Source organism: Pedobacter sp. MC2016-24, from assembly GCF_015223055.1.
In the GTDB taxonomy this organism is placed as follows: domain Bacteria; phylum Bacteroidota; class Bacteroidia; order Sphingobacteriales; family Sphingobacteriaceae; genus Pedobacter.
Window position 1 is genome coordinate 58,652 of record NZ_JADFBX010000019.1, and the last position, 24,304, is coordinate 82,955.

Annotated in this window: 19 protein-coding genes and 1 tRNA gene; 9 read left to right on the plus strand and 11 right to left on the minus strand. The window is 40.9% G+C overall.

What is annotated here, in order from left to right:
- Window positions 1-14: 14 nt before the first annotated feature.
- The 7 genes from sppA to IM797_RS25785 are packed head-to-tail and all read left to right on the plus strand — an operon-like array spanning window position 15 to window position 7,073.
- Complete coding sequence (sppA, locus tag IM797_RS25755) at window positions 15-1,787, plus strand: signal peptide peptidase SppA (protein ID WP_194130098.1); 1,773 nt, start codon at window positions 15-17, stop codon at window positions 1,785-1,787.
- 1 nt (window position 1,788) lies between these two features.
- Window positions 1,789-3,474 carry a DNA polymerase/3'-5' exonuclease PolX gene (locus tag IM797_RS25760; protein WP_194130099.1) on the plus strand — a complete coding sequence of 562 codons (1,686 nt, stop codon included), beginning with the start codon at window positions 1,789-1,791 and terminating at the stop codon, window positions 3,472-3,474.
- Between the two features lie 47 nt (window positions 3,475-3,521).
- Window positions 3,522-4,502, plus strand: coding sequence for a D-glycero-beta-D-manno-heptose-7-phosphate kinase (gene rfaE1 / locus IM797_RS25765; RefSeq protein WP_194130100.1), 981 nt, complete (start codon window positions 3,522-3,524; stop codon window positions 4,500-4,502).
- 6 nt (window positions 4,503-4,508) lie between these two features.
- Window positions 4,509-5,063, plus strand: coding sequence for a D-sedoheptulose 7-phosphate isomerase (locus IM797_RS25770; RefSeq protein ID WP_194130101.1), 555 nt, complete (start codon window positions 4,509-4,511; stop codon window positions 5,061-5,063).
- Window positions 5,064-5,066: 3 nt separating this feature from the next.
- On the plus strand, window positions 5,067-5,564 hold the full coding sequence (gene rfaE2, locus IM797_RS25775; RefSeq protein ID WP_194130102.1) for a D-glycero-beta-D-manno-heptose 1-phosphate adenylyltransferase: 498 nt from the start codon (window positions 5,067-5,069) through the stop codon (window positions 5,562-5,564).
- A 14-nt stretch (window positions 5,565-5,578) separates the two neighbouring features.
- Window positions 5,579-6,559: a glycosyltransferase family 9 protein gene (locus IM797_RS25780; RefSeq protein ID WP_228099126.1), complete on the plus strand. Its 981-nt coding sequence runs from the start codon at window positions 5,579-5,581 to the stop codon at window positions 6,557-6,559.
- Between the two features lie 13 nt (window positions 6,560-6,572).
- The gene (locus IM797_RS25785) at window positions 6,573-7,073 is read left to right on the plus strand and encodes a histidine phosphatase family protein (RefSeq protein WP_194130103.1); all 501 of its coding nucleotides are present in this window, start codon (window positions 6,573-6,575) and stop codon (window positions 7,071-7,073) included.
- Here IM797_RS25785 and IM797_RS25790 read toward each other — a convergent pair.
- The 5 genes from IM797_RS25790 to IM797_RS25810 form a co-directional block, all read right to left on the minus strand.
- Window positions 7,070-7,933 carry an AMP nucleosidase gene (locus IM797_RS25790; protein WP_194130104.1) on the minus strand — a complete coding sequence of 288 codons (864 nt, stop codon included), beginning with the start codon at window positions 7,931-7,933 and terminating at the stop codon, window positions 7,070-7,072. The two genes, IM797_RS25785 and IM797_RS25790, sit on opposite strands and share 4 nt — an antisense overlap.
- 130 nt (window positions 7,934-8,063) lie before the next feature.
- Complete coding sequence (gene clpX / locus IM797_RS25795; RefSeq protein WP_194130105.1) at window positions 8,064-9,305, minus strand: ATP-dependent Clp protease ATP-binding subunit ClpX; 1,242 nt, start codon at window positions 9,303-9,305, stop codon at window positions 8,064-8,066.
- A 3-nt stretch (window positions 9,306-9,308) separates the two neighbouring features.
- Window positions 9,309-10,001 (minus strand): ATP-dependent Clp endopeptidase proteolytic subunit ClpP, encoded by a 693-nt coding sequence (clpP, locus tag IM797_RS25800; RefSeq protein WP_194130106.1) that lies wholly within the window; start codon window positions 9,999-10,001, stop codon window positions 9,309-9,311.
- A gap of 192 nt (window positions 10,002-10,193) precedes the next feature.
- Window positions 10,194-11,540, minus strand: a complete 1,347-nt coding sequence (gene tig / locus IM797_RS25805; protein ID WP_194130107.1) for a trigger factor — start codon at window positions 11,538-11,540, stop codon at window positions 10,194-10,196.
- A gap of 71 nt (window positions 11,541-11,611) precedes the next feature.
- Window positions 11,612-11,693: transfer RNA gene (locus tag IM797_RS25810), tRNA-Leu, on the minus strand.
- A 316-nt stretch (window positions 11,694-12,009) separates the two neighbouring features.
- Here IM797_RS25810 and IM797_RS25815 point away from each other — a divergent pair.
- Together IM797_RS25815 and IM797_RS25820 are read left to right on the plus strand one after the other, a co-directional pair.
- Window positions 12,010-12,882, plus strand: coding sequence for a hypothetical protein (locus tag IM797_RS25815; protein ID WP_194130108.1), 873 nt, complete (start codon window positions 12,010-12,012; stop codon window positions 12,880-12,882).
- A 111-nt stretch (window positions 12,883-12,993) separates the two neighbouring features.
- Window positions 12,994-13,263, plus strand: coding sequence for a hypothetical protein (locus IM797_RS25820; protein WP_194130109.1), 270 nt, complete (start codon window positions 12,994-12,996; stop codon window positions 13,261-13,263).
- On the opposite strand, the gene IM797_RS25825 is transcribed toward IM797_RS25820, so the two are convergent.
- Genes IM797_RS25825 through IM797_RS25850 form a run of 6 tightly spaced genes read right to left on the minus strand, consistent with a single transcriptional unit; the run spans window position 13,217 to window position 24,304 of the window.
- On the minus strand, window positions 13,217-14,029 hold the full coding sequence (locus IM797_RS25825; RefSeq protein ID WP_228099127.1) for an ABC transporter substrate-binding protein: 813 nt from the start codon (window positions 14,027-14,029) through the stop codon (window positions 13,217-13,219). The two genes, IM797_RS25820 and IM797_RS25825, sit on opposite strands and share 47 nt — an antisense overlap.
- Entirely contained in the window at window positions 14,016-14,690 is a 675-nt protein-coding gene (locus IM797_RS25830; protein WP_194130110.1) for an ABC transporter ATP-binding protein, read from the minus strand. The genes IM797_RS25825 and IM797_RS25830 overlap by 14 nt, the downstream gene beginning before the upstream one ends.
- Before the next feature lie 9 nt (window positions 14,691-14,699).
- A complete protein-coding gene (locus IM797_RS25835; protein WP_194130111.1) occupies window positions 14,700-17,090 on the minus strand; it encodes an FtsX-like permease family protein in 2,391 nt (796 codons plus the stop codon).
- A gap of 21 nt (window positions 17,091-17,111) precedes the next feature.
- Window positions 17,112-19,505, minus strand: coding sequence for an ABC transporter permease (locus IM797_RS25840; RefSeq protein ID WP_194130112.1), 2,394 nt, complete (start codon window positions 19,503-19,505; stop codon window positions 17,112-17,114).
- Window positions 19,506-19,522: 17 nt separating this feature from the next.
- Window positions 19,523-21,889, minus strand: a complete 2,367-nt coding sequence (locus IM797_RS25845; RefSeq protein ID WP_194130113.1) for an ABC transporter permease — start codon at window positions 21,887-21,889, stop codon at window positions 19,523-19,525.
- A 42-nt stretch (window positions 21,890-21,931) separates the two neighbouring features.
- Window positions 21,932-24,304, minus strand: a complete 2,373-nt coding sequence (locus tag IM797_RS25850) for an ABC transporter permease (RefSeq protein WP_194130114.1) — start codon at window positions 24,302-24,304, stop codon at window positions 21,932-21,934.

A 24,304-nucleotide genomic window follows, 5' to 3' on the forward strand; every position in this document is an offset into this window, starting at 1 on the left:
TATTTACCTGCCACATGAAAGAATTTTTTAAGTATGTTTTAGCAACTGTCGTTGGTGTAGTTGTTTCATTAGTCCTCTGCATCGTCTTTTTTGTGGTGATCATTGCGGGCATCATAAAATCATCAATAAGTGAAGACAAAGTCAGTGTGAGGAGCAATTCTGTCCTGTTTCTAAACCTGGACCAGTCCATCACAGAGCGTACTGCCGATGACCCTTTTTCCAAATTACCAATTGTCGGCTCCAACGGAGAAAAATCAATCGGTTTCTATGATATCGTTAAAGCCCTCAAAGAAGCCAAAACCGATGACAACATCAAATGTATCTATCTGGACGTAACCTCACCGGCTACAGGCGCAGCCACTTTACGTGAAATCAGAAATGCTTTACTGGATTTTAAAACCAGTAAAAAGAAAATCATTGCCTACAGCGAAGTGTACACACAAGCCGCTTATTACCTGGCTTCGGTGGCAGATAAAGTATACCTGAACCCGGAAGGTGCCATGGATTTCAAAGGCCTCAGTTCGCAGACCATGTTTTTTAAAGGCGCACTGGATAAATTGGGCATTGAAGCGCAGATCATTCGCGTAGGCAGCTATAAAAGTGCGGTAGAACCTTTCTTTGCCGATAAAATGAGCGACAAAAACAGGGAACAGGTTACAGCCTACCTGGGCGGTTTATACCATACCATGCTCGAAGGCATTTCAAAAAGCCGTAACATCAGCGTAGAGGCCCTTCATGAAATTGCAGACGATTATAAAATACAGCAACCAAACGATGCACTGGCCTATAAAATGGTTGATGGTTTGAAATACAAAGACGAAGTGCTTGATGAACTGAAAGCTTTAAGCGGAAAAGATAAAAAAGGAAAAATCACTTCCATTACCATTAACGACTATGCCAGAACAATTATTCCTGACGAAAATCAGAATGATGCCAGCAAAGTAGCCGTAATTTATGCCAATGGTGAAATTACAGGTGGCGAAGGCTCGGATAAACAAATTGGTTCTGAACGCATTTCAAGAGCAATCAGAAAAGCACGCCAAGATTCATCCATCAAGGCCATCGTTTTAAGAATCAACTCACCAGGAGGTAGTGCCTTGGCTTCTGATGTGATCTGGAGAGAAGTAGTCCTCACTAAAAAAATAAAACCTGTCATTGCTTCTTTTGGTGATGTAGCCGCTTCCGGTGGTTATTATATCGGTTGTGCTGCCGACTCGATATTTGTGCAGCCCAACACCATCACAGGTTCTATTGGTGTATTTGGTGTGATTCCAAACTTCCAGAAATTGTACAACGATAAACTTGGAATTACCTTTGACGGGGTAAAAACCGGTAAATATGCAGATATCATGAGCACCAACCGCCCTTTAACAGCTGGCGAAAGGTTAATCATACAAAACGATGTAAACCGGGTATACGACAGTTTCATCAGCCGCGTGGCCAATGGCCGTAACAAAACCAAAGCACAGGTAGACAGCATTGGTGGCGGCCGGGTTTGGATTGGTACCGATGCCATAAAAATTGGCCTTGCCGACAGAACTGGTAGCTTTGATGATGCCATTCTTGCAGCCGCTAAAAAAGCGAAAATAAAAAACTACAGTGTGGTCCAATACCCGGAAATGATTGATCCCCTAAAATCATTGATGGAAAACACCACCGACAAAATCCGTACCTATTACACCAAACAAGAACTGGGTGCAACTTATCCGGTATATCAGAATATAAAATCAGCCGCTTCAAAATCTGGCATACAGGCCAGAATGCCTTACGAAATCACCGTACTATAACATGGAAAATAAAACTATAGCAAGAACGCTACGCTTGCTCTCTCAATTGATGGAACTCCACAATGAGAATCCTTTTAAAATTAAATCAGTAGCCAATGCCGCTTTTAAAGTTGACAAATTACCTCATGCCATACAAGGTAAATCACTGGAAGAAATTGCCCAGATTGACGGTCTAGGCAAAAGTATCTCCGGCAAAGTATGGGAATTGTTGCAAACCGGTACCATGGCCGAATTGCAACAGATTTTGACAGCAACACCAGAAGGCATTGTGGAAATGCTGGGCATCAAGGGCATCGGACCAAAAAAAATTGTCGTAATCTGGAAAGATCTCGGCATTGAAAGTATCGGTGAACTGTATTATGCCTGTAACGAGAACAGACTCATCGAAGCCAAAGGTTTCGGTTTGAAAACCCAGGATGAAATCAGAAAAATCATTGAGTTCAAAATGGCGGCCCAGGGCAAGTTTTTATATGCCCATGCCGAAGCACAGGTCAATCAATTGCATGCAGATGTAGCAGTCTGGTTAAACGGCTTTAGCGGCGCACCTTTACTCGGGATTGCCGGAGAATACCGCAGGTGCCTGGAAATCATCGAAAGCGTGGACCTGATCATTGGCGCAGAATTTCCCCGGGAAATTATAGACAACCTGTCCGCTTTTAAACAACTGGAATTCCAGGCCGTTAACGACAATACTTTTTCGGCCCTCATGCCTTCAGGTTTGAAGATTAACCTCAGCATCACCGAAAAAAATAATTTTTACCTCGAATGGTTCAAACTGACAGGCAACCAAACCCATGTAGATGCAGTTCTGGCACTGGCAGGAAATGGCCCTTTCAGCAGCGAACAGGAAATCTATCAACAAGCCGGACTTGCCTTTGTTGAACCGGAACTTAGAGAAGGTCTCGATGAAATTGAATTGGCCAAAGCCAATACATTGCCAAAACTGATTACCTATGCAGACCTGAAAGGTACATTGCACAACCACTCCACCTGGAGCGATGGCGTGCATACCCTGGAAGAAATGGCGCTATTTTGTAAAAATGAATTGCAACTGGAATACCTCGGAATGTGCGACCATTCCAGATCTGCATTTTATGCCAACGGACTAAATGAGCAGCGCGTATATGCACAACATCAGGAAATAGATGCTTTAAACGCCAAACTCGCACCATTCCGGATTTTTAAAGGAATAGAAAGTGACATCCTCTATGATGGATCCCTGGATTATAGCAATGATATCCTGAAAACATTTGATTTTGTAGTGGCATCTGTACACAGCATTTTGCGTATGGACGAAGACAAAGCGACATCCAGATTAGTCACCGCCATAGAAAATCCATACACCACCATTTTAGGTCACCCAACCGGACGTCTGCTCTTAAGCAGAAAAGGCTATCCGATTGATTATAAAAAGGTAATTGATGCCTGTGCAGCAAACGGTGTAGTCATTGAAATCAATGCCAACCCATTACGCTTAGACCTGGACTGGCGCTGGCATCGTTATGCGCTGGAAAAAGGTGTCGTCCTTTCCATCAATCCGGATGCCCATCGAAAAGAAGGTTTTCATGACATGCATTACGGATTATTGGTAGGCAGAAAAGGTGGCTTACAGGCTTCAGCTTGTCTGAATGCTTACCCGCTTGATCAGATCACCGCGCTTTTTGAAAGCAGAAAAAACAACATCTAACCATTATAAATGGCAATATGCCTATATTTGCCCTTTAATTTTTGATCATGTTAGCAGAAAAACTTTATAATGCACAGCACCGGCACCCGGCACCTACCATTTTAGTGATAGGCGACCTGATGCTGGACCATTATATTTTTGGAACCGCAACCCGCTTATCGCCAGAGGCTCCGGTTCCGATTGTAAATGCCAACAGAGAATCTAAAATTATTGGCGGCGCCGCAAACGTGGCGAGTAACCTGATCGATCTGGGTGCCGAAGTTTACCTGGCCGGCGTCATTGGAAACGATACTTTTGGCGAAGAAGTTAAACAATTGCTGGAGGAAAAAAAGATCAATACTTCCCTCATCGTAAAAGATGAAGCCAGAAGAACAACCGTAAAAACACGCATCATTGCAGGTACACATCAGATTGTACGAATTGACAATGAAGATACCCACGACATCTCACCAACTTTAGAAAAAACTTTCTTTAATTTCCTTGCACCCTACCTTGAAAAGGTAGACATGGTAGTTTTGTCGGATTACAATAAAGGACTCTTAACCCATAGCCTGTCTTTAAAAATCACAGCGCTGTGCAAAAAACTGGGTAAGAAGATCATCGTAGACCCCAAAGGTTTGGATTATACCAAATATCAGGGCGCCTACATCATTAAGCCCAACAGAAAAGAGCTGGCAGAAGCTTCTAAAACAGAGCGCATCCACAATGATGATGCTTTGATTAAAGCAGCAAATGTCATTTTGAAAGTTACCGAGGCACAATACCTCATTGTAACCTTATCTGAAGCCGGCATTGCCATCATCACTAAAGACAGTTGCCAGGTGATTCCGGTAGTAGCTACCGAAGTTTATGATGTGACCGGTGCCGGCGATACTGTTATTGCTACGCTGGCCTATTGCCTTTCCCTCGGATTTGATACCATCGAAGCCGCAACAGTAGCCAATTATGCCGCATCCATTGTCATCAAACACATCGGCAGTGCAACCACTACGGTAGATGAAATTATAACATCCTTAAAAAACAATTGATACTTCATGGTATTAAACGAATTAAATCTTCATAAACAAACCATTGACCGTGTCATTGCTACCCTGGTACCGCAAATTGAAAAAGCATGTGAAATGATCACTGCAACCATCAGTTCCGGATCAAAAGTACTGCTGGCAGGAAATGGCGGAAGTGCCGCAGACGCACAACACATCGCTGCCGAATTAACAGGCAGGTTTGTAAAAGAACGCAAAGGACTGCCTGGCATCGCCCTTACAGTAGATACATCTGCATTAACTGCAATCAGCAACGACTACGGTTATGAAAATGTGTTTGCAAGGCAGCTTGAAGCATTTGCAAAACCCCTGGACCTCTTTATTGCCTTATCTACCAGTGGCGGTAGTCCCAATATCATCAGGGCATTACACAAAGCAAAAGAAATTGGTTGCATCACCGTTGGGCTCTCCGGAAGAACCGGTGGCGAAATGAATGAACTTTGCGACCTGAATATTGTTGTTCCTGAAGACAACACCGCAAGAATACAAGAAATGCACATCCTGATCGGGCACATTCTTTGTAAAGCAGTGGATGAACTTTACTAAATCATGGGCAGAGACACAAAAGCATTATTAGCCAAAAAGATCAGTTCAACAACAGATCTGGAAACTCAACTTGAAACATGGAGAGCGCAACAAAAAAAAATCGTTTTTACCAACGGCTGTTTTGACCTCATTCATCCCGGGCACATCGCGTATTTAAATGAAGCGGCCAGCCTGGGCGATGTTTTGGTGGTGGGCTTAAACACCGACAGCTCCGTTAAAGTATTAAAGGGTGCCCACAGACCGATCAACGATGAATTTAGCCGCAGTCAGCTCATCGCGTCCATGTTCTTTGTCGATGCAGTGGTATTTTTTGATGAGCAAACCCCAATCAACCTGATCAATGCCGTAAAACCCGATGTACTCGTTAAAGGTGGCGACTACCAGATCGACACCATTGTGGGCGCAAAAGAAACCCTGGAACGCGGGGGCGAAGTTAAAGTACTGAGCTTCCTGGAAGGTTATTCTTCCACGGCGATCATAGACAAGATCAAACATTCCTAAAGGAAATTTAACATTTGAAAACACCTGCAAAAATATTGGTCATTCGATTTAGCTCTATGGGCGACATCATCTATACAACCCCGGTTGTCAGGTGCCTTAAAACGCAATTGCCCGATGCAGAGATTCATTTCCTGACCAAGGAAGCCTTCAAATACATTTACCAGAACAATCCCTACCTAACCAGGTTACATACGCTTAAACCTAAGCTTAAGGACACCATTAAAGAGATTCATGCCGAGCAGTTTGATTTAATTATAGACCTCCACAATAACCTGCGGACATCCATCATCAAATTTGCTACACAAATACCGGCATCGACCTATAAAAAAGACCGCATCAATAAATGGCTGGCCTTAAAACTGAAATGGAAACGTTTCATTTCCCCGGAACACCTGGTAGACCGGTATATGGAAACCGTAAAATTCCTGGGTGTAAAAAACGACAATAAACCCATTGATTATTACATCGCCAACAATTATAACCTGTCCGATTTCTTACCGGAAAGTCACCGCCCAAAATTCATTGCTTTTGTGATTGGCGCAACCCATTTCACCAAGCGTTTGCCAAATCATAAAATCATCGACATCTGCAAAGGTCTGGACTTACCCATCGTTTTACTCGGTGGTAAAGACGTGGAAGAAAATGCTACCCTCATTAAAGCAGCCATAGGCGATCAGGTCTACAGCACCTGCGGAAAAACCAATCTCGACCAATCCGTGTACCTGGTTTCCCAGGCACATAAAGTAATTGGCTTCGATACCGGATTAACACACATTTCAGAAGCCTTTGACAGGCCTCTAGCCTCTGTTTGGGGTGGAACAACACCGGAACTACTCGGCGTACAACCGTATCAGATCTCCGACTCACTGATTGCCGGCGTAGAGCTCCCATGCCGCCCTTGCTCCAAATTTGGACTGGAGAAATGTCCACTCGGACATTTTAACTGTATGGAAAACATTTCGACTGATGAAATTGTTACCTTTATAAACGCTTAATCCAAATCCATACATGAAGCAGCTTTTATTGGTAAGACACGGAAAATCTGACTGGGCAAATCAGCACATCTCCGACTTTGAAAGACCTCTAAATCCACGTGGGCTCCGCAACGCACCAGAAATGGCCCGTAGAATACTGGATAGAAATGAAATTCCCGAACTCATCATCAGCAGTCCCGCATTAAGGGCAATCACTACCGCAAGACATTTTGCACAAGTCTGGAACAAACCCGCCGAACAGATCAGTCAGGAAAAAGCCATTTACGAAGCCAATGTGAAAACACTGCTTCATATCGTCAATAAAATAGACAATAAATACCAGCGTGTGGCCCTATTTGGTCACAATCCCGGATTTACAGATTTAGCAAATTATTTAAGTGATGCTGACATTTACAACATTCCAACCTGTGGAACGGTATGGATTGAATTTCCATTTGATGATTGGCAACAGGTAAGCCACCACACGGGTAGCCTCCTGAAATTTGACTATCCTAAAAGTGCCAGCGACGATTAGAACTTCAAATGCTTTACAGTTAAACCATTATTGATCAACTGTTTTAAAGAATCGATACCGATCTTAAGATGCGTCTCTACATAAGTAGAAGTAACAGTACTGTCACTTTCAGCAGTTTTGACACCTTCCGGAATCATCGGTTGATCTGAAACCAGTAACAAGGCTCCTGTTGGGATTTTATTGGCAAAACCTGTAGTAAAAATGGTAGCCGTTTCCATATCTACAGCCATGGCACGTAAACTTTTCAGATACTTTTTAAAGTTTTTATCGTGTTCCCAAACCCTGCGGTTGGTGGTATAACAAGTTCCCGTCCAGTAATCCCTGGAATGGTCACGAATGGTGGTGGATATCGCTTTCTGCAAAGCAAATGAAGGCAATGCAGGCACTTCTGCCGGCAAATAATCATTAGAGGTACCTTCACCCCTGATTGCCGCAATCGGCAGGATCAGATCACCCAATTGGTTCTTCTTTTTCAAGCCGCCGCACTTACCCAAAAACAAAACTGCTTTGGGCATAATGGCAGTCAATAGATCCATCATGGTTGCCGCCAGCGGACTTCCCATTCCGAAATTAATAATCGTGATGCCATTTGCAGTAACACTTTGCATCGGCTTATCCAGCCCCATAATTGGTGCATTGTCGTTCCATTCAGAAAACATCTGCACGTACTTACTGAAATTGGTCAGTAAAATATACTCCCCAAATTCTTCCAAAGGCCGGCCAGTATATCTTGGCAACCAGTTTTTAACAATATCACCTTTAGATTTTAAACCTGACTTTACCGGAGATTCTACTTCTTTTACTTTTTTAGCTTTCGCTACATTTTTCTCATCTTTTTTTACATCTTTTTCTTCGTTCATATTTATTCTCCTTTTTTAATTTTTGAAAGCGTTTTTGATACTGAATTTTCATCATTCTAAATCCAGGATGCAGGCATAGGCCAATATAACAAGTTAAAAAAAAATCCCCGTAAAACGGGGATTTAAATTTCTAAGCAGCTTTTAACTTTTTAAAGTCGGCTTTTTCAAATTTTTCCACCGCATAATCCAGTGTGATCTGCAACTCCTTGATGTCTGTATCAGACGGAATATCATACATGGCGTCCAGCATAATGGCTTCGCATATGGAGCGTAAACCTCTGGCCCCCAATTTATACTCCATTGCCTTATCCACAATAAAGTCCAGAACTTCATCTTCAAATGTCAATTTTACATTCTCAAATTCAAACAACTTCACATATTGACGGAACAATGAGTTTTTAGGCTCTGTCAGGATGTTGCGCAATGCTTCTTTATCCAAAGGATTCAGGTGCGTCAATACCGGCACACGTCCGATCAGCTCAGGAATTAATCCAAATGATTTCAAATCCTGTGGTGTAATGTATTTGTATAAGTTTTTAAGGTCAAGCTCGGTATCATCTTTCTTAACCTTATACCCTACAGCCTGCGTACGCAACCTGTTCGCAATCTTACGTTCAATACCGTCAAATGCACCACCGCAGATAAACAAAATGTTATTTGTATTTACAGGGATCATTTTCTGGTCCGGGTGCTTACGTCCACCCTGAGGCGGAACATTAACGATCGTACCTTCCAGAATTTTCAACAAAGCCTGTTGTACACCTTCTCCCGATACATCTCTGGTAATAGATGGGTTATCACTTTTCCGTGCTACCTTATCCACCTCATCGATGTAAACAATACCACGTTCTGCCGAAGCCACGTCATAATCCGCAGCCTGTAACAACCGCGTTAAAATACTCTCCACATCCTCACCCACATAACCGGCTTCAGTAAGTACCGTTGCATCGCAGATACAGAAAGGAACGTGTAATATTTTAGCAATGGTTTTAGCCAGTAAGGTTTTCCCGGTACCGGTCTCTCCTACCAACATGATGTTTGATTTTTCAATCTCCACCTCATCACCTTTGTCCACTTTCTGACTCAAACGCTTGTAGTGGTTATACACAGCTACTGCAAGCACTTTCTTAGCGTCATCCTGACCAATTACATACTGATCAATATGCGCTTTGATCTCATGTGGTTTCAATAAGGTAATCGAGGAATCCAGTGGCTTGGACTTTTTACTGCCCAGCTCCTGTACCAGCAATTGATTGGCCTGAGTTACGCATTTATCGCAGATAAATGCGTCCAAACCTTCAATAAGCATCAGTGTATCCTGCTTACCCGAGCCACAAAAAGAGCAGCGTGATTCTTTATTTTGTTTAGCCATTTTTTAGTCTTTGTTGCTGGCGCCCAGCACTTCATCAATCATTCCAAAGCTTTTCGCTTCGTCAGCCTTCATCCAGTAATCACGGTCTGACGCTTTCTCCACCCATTCGTAACTTTGACCAGAGTGATTGGAAATGATATCATACAATTCTTTTTTCAATTTCAACATCTCTCTCAGGTTGATCTCCATATCTGAAGCTACACCTTGTGCACCTCCTGAAGGCTGGTGAATCATTACCCTCGAGTGTGGTAAAGCAGCACGTTTACCTTTAGCACCTGCAACCAGCAATACCGCGCCCATTGAAGCCGCCATACCTGTACAAATGGTAGCCACATCTGGTGCAATATATTGCATGGTATCATAGATACCTAAACCAGCATATACCGAACCACCCGGTGAGTTGATATAGATCTGGATGTCCCTGTTGTTGTCAGTAGACTGCAAAAATAACAACTGAGCCTGGATGATGTTCGCATTTCCATCATAGATGGCATCACCTAAAAAGATGATCCTATCCATCATTAATCTGGAGAATACGTCCATTTGTGCCACATTTAACTGACGCTCCTCAATAATATAAGGTGTCATGCTTTTAGGCGAATTATTAGTTGCACCAATATAACGGTCAACATTTAAACCATTAATGCGGTGATGTTTAACTGCATACTTTCTAAATTCTTCTTTATCTATATTCATAGCGACTGTTTTTTATATTTTGAAGCACATTTCAACATGCTTTAAGTACTTAGTACCTCAATAGTAATAAAACTAAATTGGTAATTTATTATGATATTGTAAAATTTGAATATCCTTTTATATAAATAAGGCGGCCTTTACTAAAGCCGCCTTATACTGTATTCAATAAATTAAAGTGTTAACCTACCGGCCTTACTTCAATTCAACAAACTTATTATAAGCTATATCTTTTTGGTCCAAAGTAACAACTGACTGGATGTATTCAAATACTTTCAAAGCTTTAACCTCATCAAAAATGCGGTTTGCATTGTCTTTCTCTTTCAAGAAAGTAGCAGTATACTGAGCCAATTGATCTTCCGGCATCGGACTAGGGCTATACATTCTGAATTGCGCATCTAAACGTTGTTTAGCTGTCTGGAAGACATCTTCATATTTAATCTCGATGCTATTGTCTTTAATGATTTTGTTTTCAATTAAAGTCCATTTCAGGTTTTTAGCAAAGTCATCATAACCTTCTGCCAATTCTGCTTCTGTTAATTTTTCGTTGGTAGCTTTCAACCACTTACGTAAAAACTCATCCGGAAGGTCCATTTTAACACTTTCAATCAGTTTAGTATAGATGTCATTCTGCAATTTGCGATCTGCATCCTGCTTAAACATACTTTCTATTTCTTCCGTGATCTTAGCAGTAAAACCAGCTTCGTCAGTTACTACACCTGCACCAAATAATTTATCAAAGAACTCCTGGTTTAAATCAGACTCCTCTAAACGGTTTACATTTTTAACCGTCACCTGGAATTTACTTTGTAAATCTTTAGCATCCTCTTCGCTGATGTTTAACAATTTGGCGATAATCACCTCATTTTTATCAAAAGCTTTTTGAACATCAAGTTCTACAACGTCATCTTTTTTCAAACCGATTAAAGATTTTAAAATCTTTTTGTCAGTAACCTGATCTAAACGAATAGATCCGGTTTGTACAATACCACCTTCAAAAACTGAACCATCGGCAGAAAGTTGTGCTAATTCGGCATAAAGGACATCATCATCTGCCGAAACTTCCGGGTTTGTCATTTTGCCATAGCTTCTGCGGATATTTTTGATACGTGCAGCCAGAGTTTCCTCGTCAGCCTTAACATTATACTGGGTAAATTTATCTTTGGCAGTTAAGCTCACTTCAACAGCCGGAGCCAGACCCAATTCATAATCAAATTCAAATTCGTCTGTATTGTCCCACTTGAATTCTTTTGAATCATCCATTACAGGTAAAGGCTGACCTAAAATTTCAACTTTATTGTCGGTTAAATGTTTGTTTAAGGTTTCGCTCAACAGATTATTGATCTCTTCAACAAGAATACTTCTGCCATACATTTTTTTGATGTGAGCAGCAGGTACCATTCCTTTACGGAATCCAGGAAGGTTTGCTTTTTTAGCTTGGTCCTTGATGGCCTTATCAACCTTTTCAGTATAATCTTCAGGTGCAATCTTAATTTTTACGATTGCGTTTAAATCGTTAATTTTTTCCTGTGTAATGTTCATTTTTCTGAATCAAAATATTTTACCAATGTCCTTATATAAAAATTCCCCCGTGTTGCGGGGGAATTTGAATGTGCGGAAGAAGGGACTCGAACCCCCACGCCGTGAAGCGCCAGATCCTAAGTCTGGTGCGGCTACCAATTACGCCACTTCCGCAGTAGGATTTATTAAGGACTGCAAAGATAGATATTGTTATTAAATATCAAAACTCTTTTCACATTATTCTTCATCAAAAAAGCTAACGAACTGGTTTACAGTGAAAATATTTTTATAATCTCCTCCACAAATATTTCTACAAAAAACCAAGCTGTCGGTTGATATTCGGTTAAAGTCCATGTTAAGTCCATATCAAGTCCATATCTAGTCCATGTTTTTCCAAAGAAAATATGGATTTAATATAAATTATTCATAAATTTAATATAGATTTATACATACTAAGATACTGATTTTAAACCTTTAACACATACAGTTTATGGCCACTTTTGATGGAAAGTTCATTCGCGGTATTGCCGGGAATGTTATATTTAAGCAACGAGGTAAGAAACAAGTCATACAAGGGAAGTCTAAAAAGAAACTAATAGACATGACCAGGGCTACTTTTGATGCCGCATTTATTTTTGGGCGTGCCAGCACATTATCCAGTTACATCAGGAGTAATGCAAGTCAAATCATACGTTTTAATGACAGCGGGATGATCTCCCGTTTTACCGGCGAGTGCAACCAGGTGCTTCAGAAAGCTTATCCTAACAAAGATCATATCCTTGATCACAGTCAGGATTATTTTAGCCGGCTTAACGGTTTTGAATTTAACCAGGCTTCGCCGCTGAAAAATTATTTCTTTGCACAACCGATGGTTACCCTCAGTGAACAACAAGTGACCATAGATTTACCCGAACTTGACATTCCCAGGGATTTAAAACCAGCCATGAACGCCAATTTTTGCATCATGGCCTTTGATGTCATGTTGTTTGACCTGGAAAATGGAAAATATAAACAACAGGAGATACAATCGTTCGAAATCCCACTGAAAAACCTGCCGCTCACCATTCCGGCACAACAACTGGTTTTTGAAGGCAGTCCGGCTGCACTTTGCGTGATTGCCTTGGGAATCTATTATTTTGAAAAAACATTCGCTGGCACGGCAATGATGAACCATGCAGATTTGAGTCCTTCTGCCCTATTAAAAGCAGCATTTTGTCCAGGAATAGCAGTAGTCCAGGACAAATGGCATGACATCGATTTTAAAGAGAAAAGAAAACGGAAAAAATTAGATAAAGCTAAAAAAACGAAGCCGAAAACCAGCCGTTCTGACAAAAACAGCTCCATTGAACCAACAATAAGTTAGTCTTAAAAAAGGCAAAATAATGCAAAAACGCTCAAAATTGAGGATTTTCGCACAAAAAATTAACCACAAGAAAAAGATTAAAACAAATCAGTTAATTCTCTATATTTGAGAATGAGAAAACTAGAAGAGATGACGGACCGAAAGGAGCCGTTCGTAAATTATGGAAAATCAGAAATTGATGACCTGTTGTGGGAGATGTACAAAGGGTGGTTTTTGCACAATGCCACAGAAATTGATACGGACAAAATCATAGATATGATGTTATTTTACGATGAATTGAGAGGTGTGATTTCCAGAATTGATCCCGAAGCCAACAGCCTACCCGCAACCATTGCTAATATAGCTCCTTCTGCAACTGAAAAAGATACTGAACAGCTTTAACAAGTCTGCTGCCATACCAGGAAAACATTTCACCATCAACGCGCATTACTTTTGCCCCTGCGATTACGCTCCCAATTTCTTCCACATGTTTTTCCTGGAAAGGATAAGGTTCTGAAGACAAGAAAATCAATTCTGGTTTCAGCAATGCCAGCTCATTCAACGTCAATTCCGGATATCGCTCTTGTTCAACAACATTATGCAAACCATTTCGCGCCAGCAAATCATTGATAAATGTATTTCGTCCGGCAAGCATGTACGGATCTTTCCAGATCAGGTAGGCCATTTTTTGATGGATGCCATTTTGTAAGGCCAGTACCTGTAAATCCCTAAAGCCTGCTTCGATCAGATGTTGCAGGTAGGCAGCCTCAGGTTCACGGTTGACCAATGCTCCGATCTGCCCGATCGCAACGAGTGCATCTTCAAGTGTAGATATATCGCTCATCCAGACTGGGAATTCCTGCATGAGCGCTTCCACCTGCTCCTGATCATTTTCTTCTTTATTGCCAATGATCAGATCTGGCTTTAAACTTCTGATCAACTCAATATTTAGTTTTTTAGTCCCCCCAATTTTAGTTTTCGCTTTGAACTGTTTTTCAGGATGGATGCAAAATTTGGTCAGGCCGATCACTTCCTCATCCAGCCCCAGATCGAACAACAATTCGGTTTGTGAGGGCACAATAGAAATGATCCTTTTTGGTGGATGGTTAATGGTTACGATTCGATTTAACTGGTCTGTAAAATTGCGCTGCATTTTACAAATATACATCCTCCTTGATTACCCCGTCCAACAGGTGCAAAATTCTGGTTCCATAGGCTGCATTTACTTCAGAATGGGTAACCTGTACAATGGTGATTCCCTCCTCGTTCAATTGCTTAAACAGCTCCATAATTTGCAGGGCCTGTGCAGATTGTAAATTCCCCGTCGGCTCATCAGCCAGGATAATGGTTGGTTGTGCAACGATTGCCCTGGCAATTCCAACCAGTTGCTGTTGCCCGCCTGAAAGCTGGTTGGGAAACAAATCCTTTTTCGCAACCATATTGAAGCGGTCCAGCACATCTGCCACCCTGCTTTTACGTTCAGACGACCCGATTTTTTGATACAACAAAGGTGCTTCTATATTTTCGGCTACTGTCATTTCATCGATCAGGTGATAAGCCTGAAATACAAAACCGATATGATTGCGGTACAATTCTATGCGCTTGCGTTCATTTAAGGTGACAATATTTTCTTCCATAAAACGGTAGTCGCCATAAGTCGGACTTTCCAACATGCCAATGATATTTAGCAACGTTGATTTTCCGGCACCTGAAGGCCCCATAATACTCACAAACTCGCCAGACCGGATTGCTGTACTGACATGGCGCAGTACATAACTTTTTCCGCCTTTACTGGCGTAATATTTTTCTATATTTTCTAATACAATCATAATTCAGGGTTATTCATATTTTAAAGCATCGATCGGATTGGTTTTGGCGGCCTTGTAGGATTGCAGGCTAACGACTGCAATGGTCAATAGCAATGTAACCGCACCAGAAACAAGAAAAGGAAGCAGTGGCATTTCTATTCTAAAAGCGAAATCATTGAGCCAATGCTTCAGCAACAGGTAGGCTATTGGCCAGGCGATGACATTGGCCAATACAACCAGTTTAACAAATCCTACATTCAGCAATGACAAGATATCATAAATGGAGGCACCAAGAACTTTTCTGATGTTGATTTCCTTGCTTCTCCTTTGCGCAGTAAAAGCTGCGATGGCAAAAATTCCCATCAAAGCAAGGCCTATGGTTACTACTGACAAGAAACCGATGATAGACCTCAACTGTGCCTGTTTCTGTAATAAATCATCAAATTTTTTATCCAGCAGCACATATTTCACGGGGAAGTCGGGCTCCAGTTTTTGCCAGGCCGCCTCAATGTCAGCGATTGTTTCTTTGGTATGCGTTGCAGAAATATTAACCAGAACATACAGAAAAGGATTTCCATTTGCATACTGGAATACGATTGGCTGATAATTTTTCTCTGGGCTGTAATGATTAAAATCTTTAACCAATCCAATGACATTCACATCTTTTCCACGGAACTTGAGGGTTTTTCCGACAGGGTTCTCTAGCCGGAAAGATTTGGCTGCGGCCTGTGTTAAGATCAGGGAGCTTAAGGTATCTGATTTATTTTCAACCAGGTACGGCCTTCCCTCCAGCATAGTCAGGCCCATTGTTTTAAAATAATCAACGTCAACTGTAATGAAGTTAGCATTGTATGTACTGCCGCCATTACCGTAACTATTTCCACCCATATCTTCACCTGGAAGATGGTCGGCCCTGGAAATGAGATTTACACCTTCGATTGCCCCCAGTGTATTCTTAATGTCCCTGTAATGCTGGTCGCTAAAGTCCTGCATCAGCGTTAGCGCCAATACCTGCGCAGGCTTATAGCCCAGATCCTTATTTTGCATATAGGTCAATTGTTTGTTGATTACCCAAACGCCAGAAATAAAAAGTACGGCGATGAAAAACTGGAGAACAATTAAACCGTTCCTGATCAGGAACCCACGGTTACTGGTGCTAAAGTTTCCTTTAAGCACCTTGGCTGGCGCAATATGACTGATCAATAATGCCGGATACAATCCAACAATAACCGTCACCAGCAACAACACCAGCATCACCTGGGCAATAATCTCATTATAATCAGACCATTTACCCAATATGATGGAGCGGTCAACCAAAACATTAAATGAAGGCAGCAGCAATTCGAGTATCACCAGTCCGATGACCAGGCTGATCAGACATTGAACCGCCGTTTCCAGTATAAACTGAAAACCAATCTGAAATTTACTTGCGCCAAGTACTTTCCTGATGCCTGTTTCTTTTGCTCTTCTGGTTGCGATGGTAACAGATAAATTGGTAAAATTAACTGCTGCAATGATCAAAACCAATGCTGCAACCACCAACATGAGGTATAGGTAGCGTCCTGTACCGTTACCGGAAAATTCGTATTCTACATTACTTTTATTCAAATGAATATCCTTAACCGCGTGCAAATAAAGTTGATTGCTGGTTATAAATTCATGAAAGCCGGCCTTTTCCGCATCGGGTACTTTTGACAATTCTCTGTTTAACAATTCCTGACGATTGCGGTTTAACAGCGCCGTTGTGAGTGTAAGATCTGCATTGGGCTGCAGCTTGACATAGGTATAATAGTTATTGCTGGAAAAATCATCCGAAGCGCTTTTTTTAAACCTTCTGATCATGTTGAAACGAAAATGTGAAGGATACCTGGCGACGTCTATGACCCCATCCACAATATATCCTGTTTTTTGGTCCAGCATAATTGCCTCACCAACCGGATTAACTCCTTTTCCATAAATGGATTCGCATAAAGCTTTGCTGATGATGACCGAATTGGGGGTGTTCAATACTTTATCTGCGTTTCCGTATAACAAAGGATAATTGAAGACTTTAAAGAAATTACTATCGGCGATCAGGACGTCTTTTACGTATAAATCCCTGTGCTTCGTCTTCAAGAGGAGCTCGCCACGCCAATAATCCTGAATCCTGGTGGCAGCAGCAACCGCAGCAATTTTCTCCTTGCTGGTCGTGGCCATATTGCCCGGACTTAAGGCCACGTTTTCATCTGGAGATTTATAGTTTACCCTGTAAATATTTTCATAGCCATTGTTCCAGGAATCATAGCTCCTTTCGTAATTGGCATATAACATGGCGAGCATGAAAATGGCTAAGGCTAAGCCCAGGCCGGCAATACTTATCAAAGCAAAGCCTTTATTTTCCCACAAATTCCGCAGTGCAATCTTTAAGTTTAATCTAAACATATTCCAGGGTGATTGATATTTTTATTCGTATTTTAAAGCATCAATGGGATTGGTTCTTGCTGCTTTAAAGGAGCGTAAACTCACGGTGAAAAGCGTCACCAGCATTGAAATTACCATCGCAATCAGGAATGGCCAGATACTGATCCCGATTCGGTAGGTATAGCCCGACAGCCATTTATCTACCAAAATGAAAGCAACCGGCCAGGCAATCAGGTTGGCAAAGAACACCATGAATAAGAAGGTACCATTAAGCATTTTAACAAGTTCGACGGTAGATGCGCCAAGTACTTTTCTAATGGCAACCTCGCGGGTCCTTTGGGAAGCAACGAAGGATATCAGACCAAATAAGCCAATAAAGGAAATGAAAATGATTACCCCGGCAAAGGTCTTGAAAAGGACACCCATGACTTGTTCAGTCTTGTAATACCCGTTTAATACCTCATCCATGAACGTAACATCATATACATATTCAGGAAAAGTGTCTTGCCACATTTTTTCAATCTGTGGCATCAGGGATTTGATATTTCCCGTTTGCATTTTTACCGCCATCATCTCTGTGTTCATTTTTGAAGAGAATATGACTATAGGCGAAATGGCTTCACGTAAAGTGAGGTTGTTAAAATCTTTAACCACCCCAGCGATTGTTCTTGGTGTTGAGCCGCCAAGTTTGATCAGCTTACCAATGGCTTCATTTGGATCACTGATGTTCAATTTCTTAAGTAGGGTTTCATTGACTACATACTCTTTGGCCGTGTCACTGGGTAATGAGGCCCGACCTGCAATAAATTTCAAATCAAAGGTTTTGAAATAGTCTGCATCGGCAGGCTTGGTATTTACCTGAAAATTCTCATCTGTTGTTCCATTATAGGCAAAATTGGTGAAGTTATTGTCTCCAGATGATGGTGGATTTGTACAAAAACTTGCACTTGAAACCCCCGGGAGTTTCAATACCCGTTCTTTAAACAATTCATAACGTTGTGCGCTGATGCTATCCCGGGGAATATTTACCAGCGCAATGGCCTGAGCATTGAAACCCAAGGGTTTTTCGCGGATGTAGTTCATTTGGTTCAAAACCACAAGCGTACCAATGATCAGTATGATGGTGATGGAAAACTGAACCACCACCAATACCTTTCGAAGTCCGATACCACCGGAATTTACAGCGCTTATTTTATTTTTTATGGCCAGCACAGGGCTAAAACCAGATAAAACCAAAGCTGGGTAAAAACCCGCAAGGAAACTGACCAGCAGTACCAGCCCCAATAGAAAAACAAAAATGATGGGATGTTCAACAATACTAAAGGAGATTTTTTCCTGGAACAGGTGTTCCATTGCGGGAAGTGCGAGTTCTGTTAACGCGCAAGCCAAACCGAGTGCGACAAGCGTGATGATTAAGGTCTCTGTTAAAAACTGGGCAATCAACTGACTGCGCAAGCTGCCCATAACCTTACGCACACCAACTTCTTTAGATCTGTTTACTGCCTGAGCGGTAGCCAGGTTGATAAAATTGATACAGGCCGTGATCATTAAAAACAAACCGATGATGCCGAGTCCCCACAATTGCCCGGTAGGTATTACTTTTTCCGCAAAATTACCGTAGCGTTCATCATAATGAATCTGAGACAATGGTTGAAAAAAATGGTCTTCCTTACCCGTACCATTTTCTTCATAGTGCTTTTTGATAAAACTTGACATTGGTTGCCGAAGATCGGCCGGGCTTACACCCGATCTGACCAATACATAACATTCTGAATTGGATGAGACATTACCCCAGCTTTTGCTAAGACGATCGGGATAACTGGCATAGGAGAAAACAATTTCCAAAGGGTTGCTGCTATTATCAGGTACATTTTCAAACACACCTGTCACCTTGAAATCAATTTTATTCTTGTAGTTAATGGTTTGTCCTACTGCCTTGCGCCAATCTCCGAAATACCTGGAAGCTGTTTTTTCTGACAAGACCACTGTATTGGGCATGGTTAATGATTCGTCCGGACTACCCTGCAACCATTTATAACTAAATATTTTAAAAAACGCAGGTTCAGTATAAAACACTTTAGCTTCTTCTTTAATCCGGTTCAATCCCTGTGCATCTTTCACATTCACAATACCGCCACCTCTCTGCAGGGGGGCTACTTGTTCCAATTGGGCAAAATCATTACGTAAAGCAGGCGGCAGGGGTCTTGGGACTCCCTTTTGATATTCCTCCCCATCTGCATATTTCCAATAGGACACCAGCCTGTAAATCCGATCCTTATTCGCAAAATCCTGGTCAAAACTGGTTTGATAACGGATAAAAATAAAGATCATGATGCAGCTGGCCATCCCGATAGATAAACCGGTAATATTGATTAAAGTATATCCTTTGTATTTCCAGAGGTTGCGTAAAGCAATTTTTAAGTTAAGTTTAAACATGATAAAAATTTAAATGGTTATTCATATTTTAAAGCATCGATAGGATTTGACCGGGCCACCTTAAAAGACTGAAGGCTAACAGTAAGCACGGCAATCAACACCGATAAGCCGATGGCAAGTGCAAAGGGCAAAGCCGATATAGACACGCGGAACTCATATGCTGACAGCCATGTATTGATGATGATATACCCCAAAGGAAAAGCGATGAGGTTGGCTATGGACACCAATTTGATGAAATCCCGGTTTAAGAGGGTCAGGACATTCAGTGTACTTGCCCCCAGAACTTTACGGATGCTCATTTCCTTTTTACGCTGCTCTGCGATAAATAAAGCCAGGCCCAGTAAGCCTAAGCAGGAAATGAAAACTGCGAAACCACCAAACCAGTTGGCTAATGTACCGAGCAATTGCTCATCGTTAAATTTCTGACTAAATTCAGCGTCAACAAATTTCAGGTCGACCGGAAATTCAGGATTTAATTCCTTAATTACAGCATCAATTTTATTGACAGAAGCACTTATATTCTGGGATGGATCCAAGCGGAGCACAATGTTCCTTACTGCTGCCATGTCGTAGCTCAGGACCATAGGCGCTGCCTTCTGGTATGGAGATTCCATCACAAAATCTTTAATCACACCAATTATCGTCATTTGCTTATGCCAAAGCCTGATCACAGCTCCAAGGGGCTGTTTTAATCCCATTGTTTTAACCGCGGCCTCATTCACTATCAGGGTCAATGAATCGTTAAACTGCGGTAAAAATGCCCGCCCTGCAACTATAGAAGTTCCAATGGTCTGGGCAAAATCGTAGCCGGCAGCCCTGTAGTTGAACAATACAGCACTATTTGGATCTTTTCCCTGCCAACCTATACCGAATGTGGAATGGCCTGTTTCATTAAGGTTCATGCTAAAATAGCTGAGGTTAGCAATGGCACCTGTTTTAAGCAGCCTGTCTTTTAAAAGTGCAAGTCTGGATTCCGACTTCAGATTTCCCTGGATTGGAATTTCAACCAATCCGGCCTTGTTGTAACCTATAGGCTTATTTTTGATGTAGTTTAATTGCTGATAAATCACTGTGGTACAAATGATCAGACAGGCGGCAAATACAAATTGGAAAACAACCAGGATCTCCCTTACGGATAAAGATACCCTTCCAGCCTTCTGACCTGCACCTTTCAACACCTTTAAGGGTTCAAAAGAAGAAAGATAAAAGGCAGGATAACTTCCGGCGATGAAACCGGTAAGTAAGGTCAGGGCAATAAAAACCGACCAAAATTTCCAATCTCCATAATTAATCATCAGGTTGATGTTCAATAAACCATTAAAATAAGGCAGACACATTTCCATCAGGATAAAAGCCAGTACCATTCCGATCAGTGAGAGTAGCATCGACTCTAACATAAACTGGCCAATCAGTGCATATCTTGAAGAGCCGATTGCTTTACGAACACCTACTTCTTTAGCTCTTTTCTCGGATCTGGCAGTAGAGAGGTTCATAAAGTTTACGCAGGCAATGAGCAGAATACAAAACGCAAGCGTAAAAAAGATCCTGATCTGGTTGATCTTTCCACCAACAGATTTTCCGTTTTCGAAATTGCTGTACAGATGCCACTTGGTCAGCGGGTGTAAAAAGGCATCAGCATTCGTACCCTTGTCATTGCGTTTAAAAATTCCTTTCATCTCCGCAGAGATCTGTGCCAGGCGGTTATTATCCTGAAGCTGGATCAATGTGAGGCAGAAATTATTACCCCAATCCGAATTTCTGACGCCTGCATCACGCCTTTCGAGCAGTGTCCAGGGCAACAGATAATCAAATTGGATGGTACTGTTTAAGGGTACATCTTCAATTACACCTTCCACTTTTAGCGCCTCTAAATTTTCAAGTTTGACTGTTTTATTGATTGGATCCTCGTTTCCAAACAATATCTTAGCCGTTTTTTCGGTTAGAATGATGGTATTGACGTCCAGCAATGCTTTGTCGGCATTACCTTTTATAAATTTATAATCCAGTATTTTTAAAAAAGCAGTATCCGCAAAAACCACGTTCTTTTTTAGCGTTTTCTGTCCGTAACTGATTAATTTTTCTTCGGGAAAAGAAGAGCGGGAAACATGTGCTACGCCAGGCATTTTTTCCCTTATTTCTCTGGCCATTACCCCAGGGGTCCATTTCCAGGTAAAGACTTCGTTTGGTGTTGTTGAGTTATTGTAAACTATATACGTTTTTTCATAACCGGAAAACTGTTTATCGTATCCCCATTCGTAGGCTACATACAGCAATAACAACATGCAACTGGCCAGACCAATGGCAAGTCCGCCAACATTAATTAACGTAAAGCCTTTGTTTTTCCAAAGGTTACGCCATGCCATTTTTAAGTTTAGTTTAAACATGTTATCCTTAGTTAATTGAGCATTATATATTTGAACGGATTTTTATTCGTATTTCAAGGCATCAACAGGGCTTGCTTTCACCGCTTTCCTGGCCTGCACGCTCACAGTAATCAGAGTTAAACCAATTGTAATTACAGCGCTCAGCACAAAAGGCAATACTGGCATTTCTATTCTATAAGCAAAGGTTTCTAACCATTTTTTTGTAAGAATGTACGCTATTGGCCACGAAACTAAATTGGCAATAACCACCATTACAAAAAATGGCGTATTTATCAATTTTAAGATTTGTGCATCGTTGGCTCCAAGTATTTTTCGCACTGCGATTTCTTTCATCCTACCATTGGTGATATATTTTGCAAAAGCAAACAAACCAAGTATAGCGATGAAAATAGTGAGCAAAGCGGATGCAAAAAACACAGATTTTAATTGCTCTTGTTTTTTGAAAAGCTTACCATAAAGCTCATCTAAAAACTCGTATCTAAAATCTTCTCCATCTTGTGGATTAATTTGTGACCATTGCGCTTTTAAAGCGGCCAATGCTTCGGCCATTTTATTTTGCTCAATTTTAACCATGATTTGCATTTTTAAACTTCCGCAAGGATTTTTGATGGCGTAAATGGTGGGCTGAACGGCACTTTCAAAACCTTGTGTTTTAAAATCTTTAATTACACCAATTATTTTATAGTCGATATTGCAACCCCTAATGATTTGTCCGATAGGATTTTTTATTCCGAATTTAGCTATAGCCCTTTCATTTATTACCGCAGAATTTGCAGTATCTGTTTTAAATTCATTTGAGAAAAAACGTCCTTCTTTTAGTTTAATCCCTAAAGTTTTGAGATAATCGAAATCTACATCCACAAAATCAATATTTGCTTTTAAGCCATTGACTGTGTAACCATTCAATCCGTTTTGACCACCAGGTATGAAGGTGGCCACAGTTGCCGATTTAATTCCAGGAATTTTAAGAATCCTTTCTCTAACTGGTTCGAATTTAACAGGGTTGTTAAAAATTGAAATATTTTTAATGTAAACTACTTGATTTGCTGTAAAGCCACGATCCTCCTTATTCATATATTTTAGTTGCGAATTAATAATGAGTAAGCCAATGATGAAAACTACGGCAACACTAAACTGAAAAATCAATAATCCGTTACGCAACCAATAGCTTTGTTTACTGGTAGAAAAATTTCCCTTTAAAACCGATGCAGGTTTAAAGCCTGATAAAACCATTGCTGGATAAATACCTGCAATAAACGTAATCACACCTAAAATCAATGGCAACTGCCAACACAAATCGTTATCGATATGCCAAATAGATAGTTGGGCTTGAAACAAATTATTAAAGCTTGGCAATACCAGTTCAGCTAAAATTAAGGCTAGAATAGTCGCTGCAAAACATTGCATAAATATCTCAACCAAAAACTGTGTTGTTAATTGAAAGCGATAAGCGCCCAGTACTTTTTTAACGCCAACTTCCTTGGCACGTTTTGTTGCCTGCGCAATACTTAGGTTAGTAAAATTAATACAAGCGATGACCAATATTAAAAGCCCCAAAACTGACAGTGCCACTAACATTTTGTATGGCGTATCATTACCTGCTCTTGGCCTTAAGTGTTGATTTGAGAGTGGATCCAAAAAGGTAGAAATGCCATTTATTTCATCCATTGGTTTTTTTCCAGTTTTACCTTTTAATAATTCTGATCTGTATAAATTCGTAATTTTTTGCTCAAGATTGACCAAATACGTTCCTGGCTTTACTAATATGTATATGGTGTAATCATTCATATCATAGTTATCTCGCTTACCTAATTCGTTGGCGATAGAAATACCGTCGAAAGTAAAGTTCGAATGCAAATTATTTTTTATCGAGCCGGCAATCATTCCGCTGATCCCCGAATTGCTAGGCCCATATCCAACCATTTCAGATTTATGATCTACTTTATTCGGAAAAAGCGTTTTCATGCTTTCATGACTCAGGTAAGTAAGTCTTTCCGCATCATCTGCTGGTTTTACAAGCCCACCATCAGGTTTTATATTGAGAATTTTCGAGGCGTTGTAATCAGCCTGCAAAATGTTTTTAGTAAAAAGTGTATGCTTACCATTTTTTATGGTCATTTCAAAAGAACTACCTTTTATAACACCCACAGACTCAACTTCAGGAAAGTTCTGTTGGATAGCTTTTGCAAATGGAGCAGCCGTGTAATAAGTTTTAAATTCCGGATAAGTTATTCCAACAACATAAATATGATCGTAATTCGGATTTTCCTTGTCAAAACTCGTTTCATAAGTAGCGTACATCATTACCAAAATAAAAGCAGCCAAAGCAATAGCTAAACCACCAACATTTATAGCGGTAATGCCCATGTTTTTCCAAAGGTTTCGCCAGGCTATTTTCAGATTGAGTTTAAACAT

Excerpts from the sequence above, each read along its gene's own strand:
- sppA (WP_194130098.1), top strand. The coding sequence starts at position 15 with ATGAAAGAATTTTTTAAGTATGTTTTAGCAACTGTCGTTGGTGTAGTT.
- IM797_RS25760 (WP_194130099.1), top strand. The coding sequence starts at position 1,789 with ATGGAAAATAAAACTATAGCAAGAACGCTACGCTTGCTCTCTCAATTG.
- rfaE1 (WP_194130100.1), top strand. The coding sequence starts at position 3,522 with ATGTTAGCAGAAAAACTTTATAATGCACAGCACCGGCACCCGGCACCT.
- IM797_RS25770 (WP_194130101.1), top strand. The coding sequence starts at position 4,509 with ATGGTATTAAACGAATTAAATCTTCATAAACAAACCATTGACCGTGTC.
- rfaE2 (WP_194130102.1), top strand. The coding sequence starts at position 5,067 with ATGGGCAGAGACACAAAAGCATTATTAGCCAAAAAGATCAGTTCAACA.
- IM797_RS25785 (WP_194130103.1), top strand. The coding sequence starts at position 6,573 with ATGAAGCAGCTTTTATTGGTAAGACACGGAAAATCTGACTGGGCAAAT.
- IM797_RS25790 (WP_194130104.1), bottom strand. The coding sequence starts at position 7,933 with ATGAACGAAGAAAAAGATGTAAAAAAAGATGAGAAAAATGTAGCGAAA.
- clpX (WP_194130105.1), bottom strand. The coding sequence starts at position 9,305 with ATGGCTAAACAAAATAAAGAATCACGCTGCTCTTTTTGTGGCTCGGGT.
- clpP (WP_194130106.1), bottom strand. The coding sequence starts at position 10,001 with ATGAATATAGATAAAGAAGAATTTAGAAAGTATGCAGTTAAACATCAC.
- tig (WP_194130107.1), bottom strand. The coding sequence starts at position 11,540 with ATGAACATTACACAGGAAAAAATTAACGATTTAAACGCAATCGTAAAA.
- IM797_RS25815 (WP_194130108.1), top strand. The coding sequence starts at position 12,010 with ATGGCCACTTTTGATGGAAAGTTCATTCGCGGTATTGCCGGGAATGTT.
- IM797_RS25820 (WP_194130109.1), top strand. The coding sequence starts at position 12,994 with ATGAGAAAACTAGAAGAGATGACGGACCGAAAGGAGCCGTTCGTAAAT.
- IM797_RS25825 (WP_228099127.1), bottom strand. The coding sequence starts at position 14,029 with ATGTATATTTGTAAAATGCAGCGCAATTTTACAGACCAGTTAAATCGA.
- IM797_RS25830 (WP_194130110.1), bottom strand. The coding sequence starts at position 14,690 with ATGATTGTATTAGAAAATATAGAAAAATATTACGCCAGTAAAGGCGGA.
- IM797_RS25835 (WP_194130111.1), bottom strand. The coding sequence starts at position 17,090 with ATGTTTAGATTAAACTTAAAGATTGCACTGCGGAATTTGTGGGAAAAT.
- IM797_RS25840 (WP_194130112.1), bottom strand. The coding sequence starts at position 19,505 with ATGTTTAAACTTAACTTAAAAATTGCTTTACGCAACCTCTGGAAATAC.
- IM797_RS25845 (WP_194130113.1), bottom strand. The coding sequence starts at position 21,889 with ATGTTTAAACTAAACTTAAAAATGGCATGGCGTAACCTTTGGAAAAAC.
- IM797_RS25850 (WP_194130114.1), bottom strand. The coding sequence starts at position 24,304 with ATGTTTAAACTCAATCTGAAAATAGCCTGGCGAAACCTTTGGAAAAAC.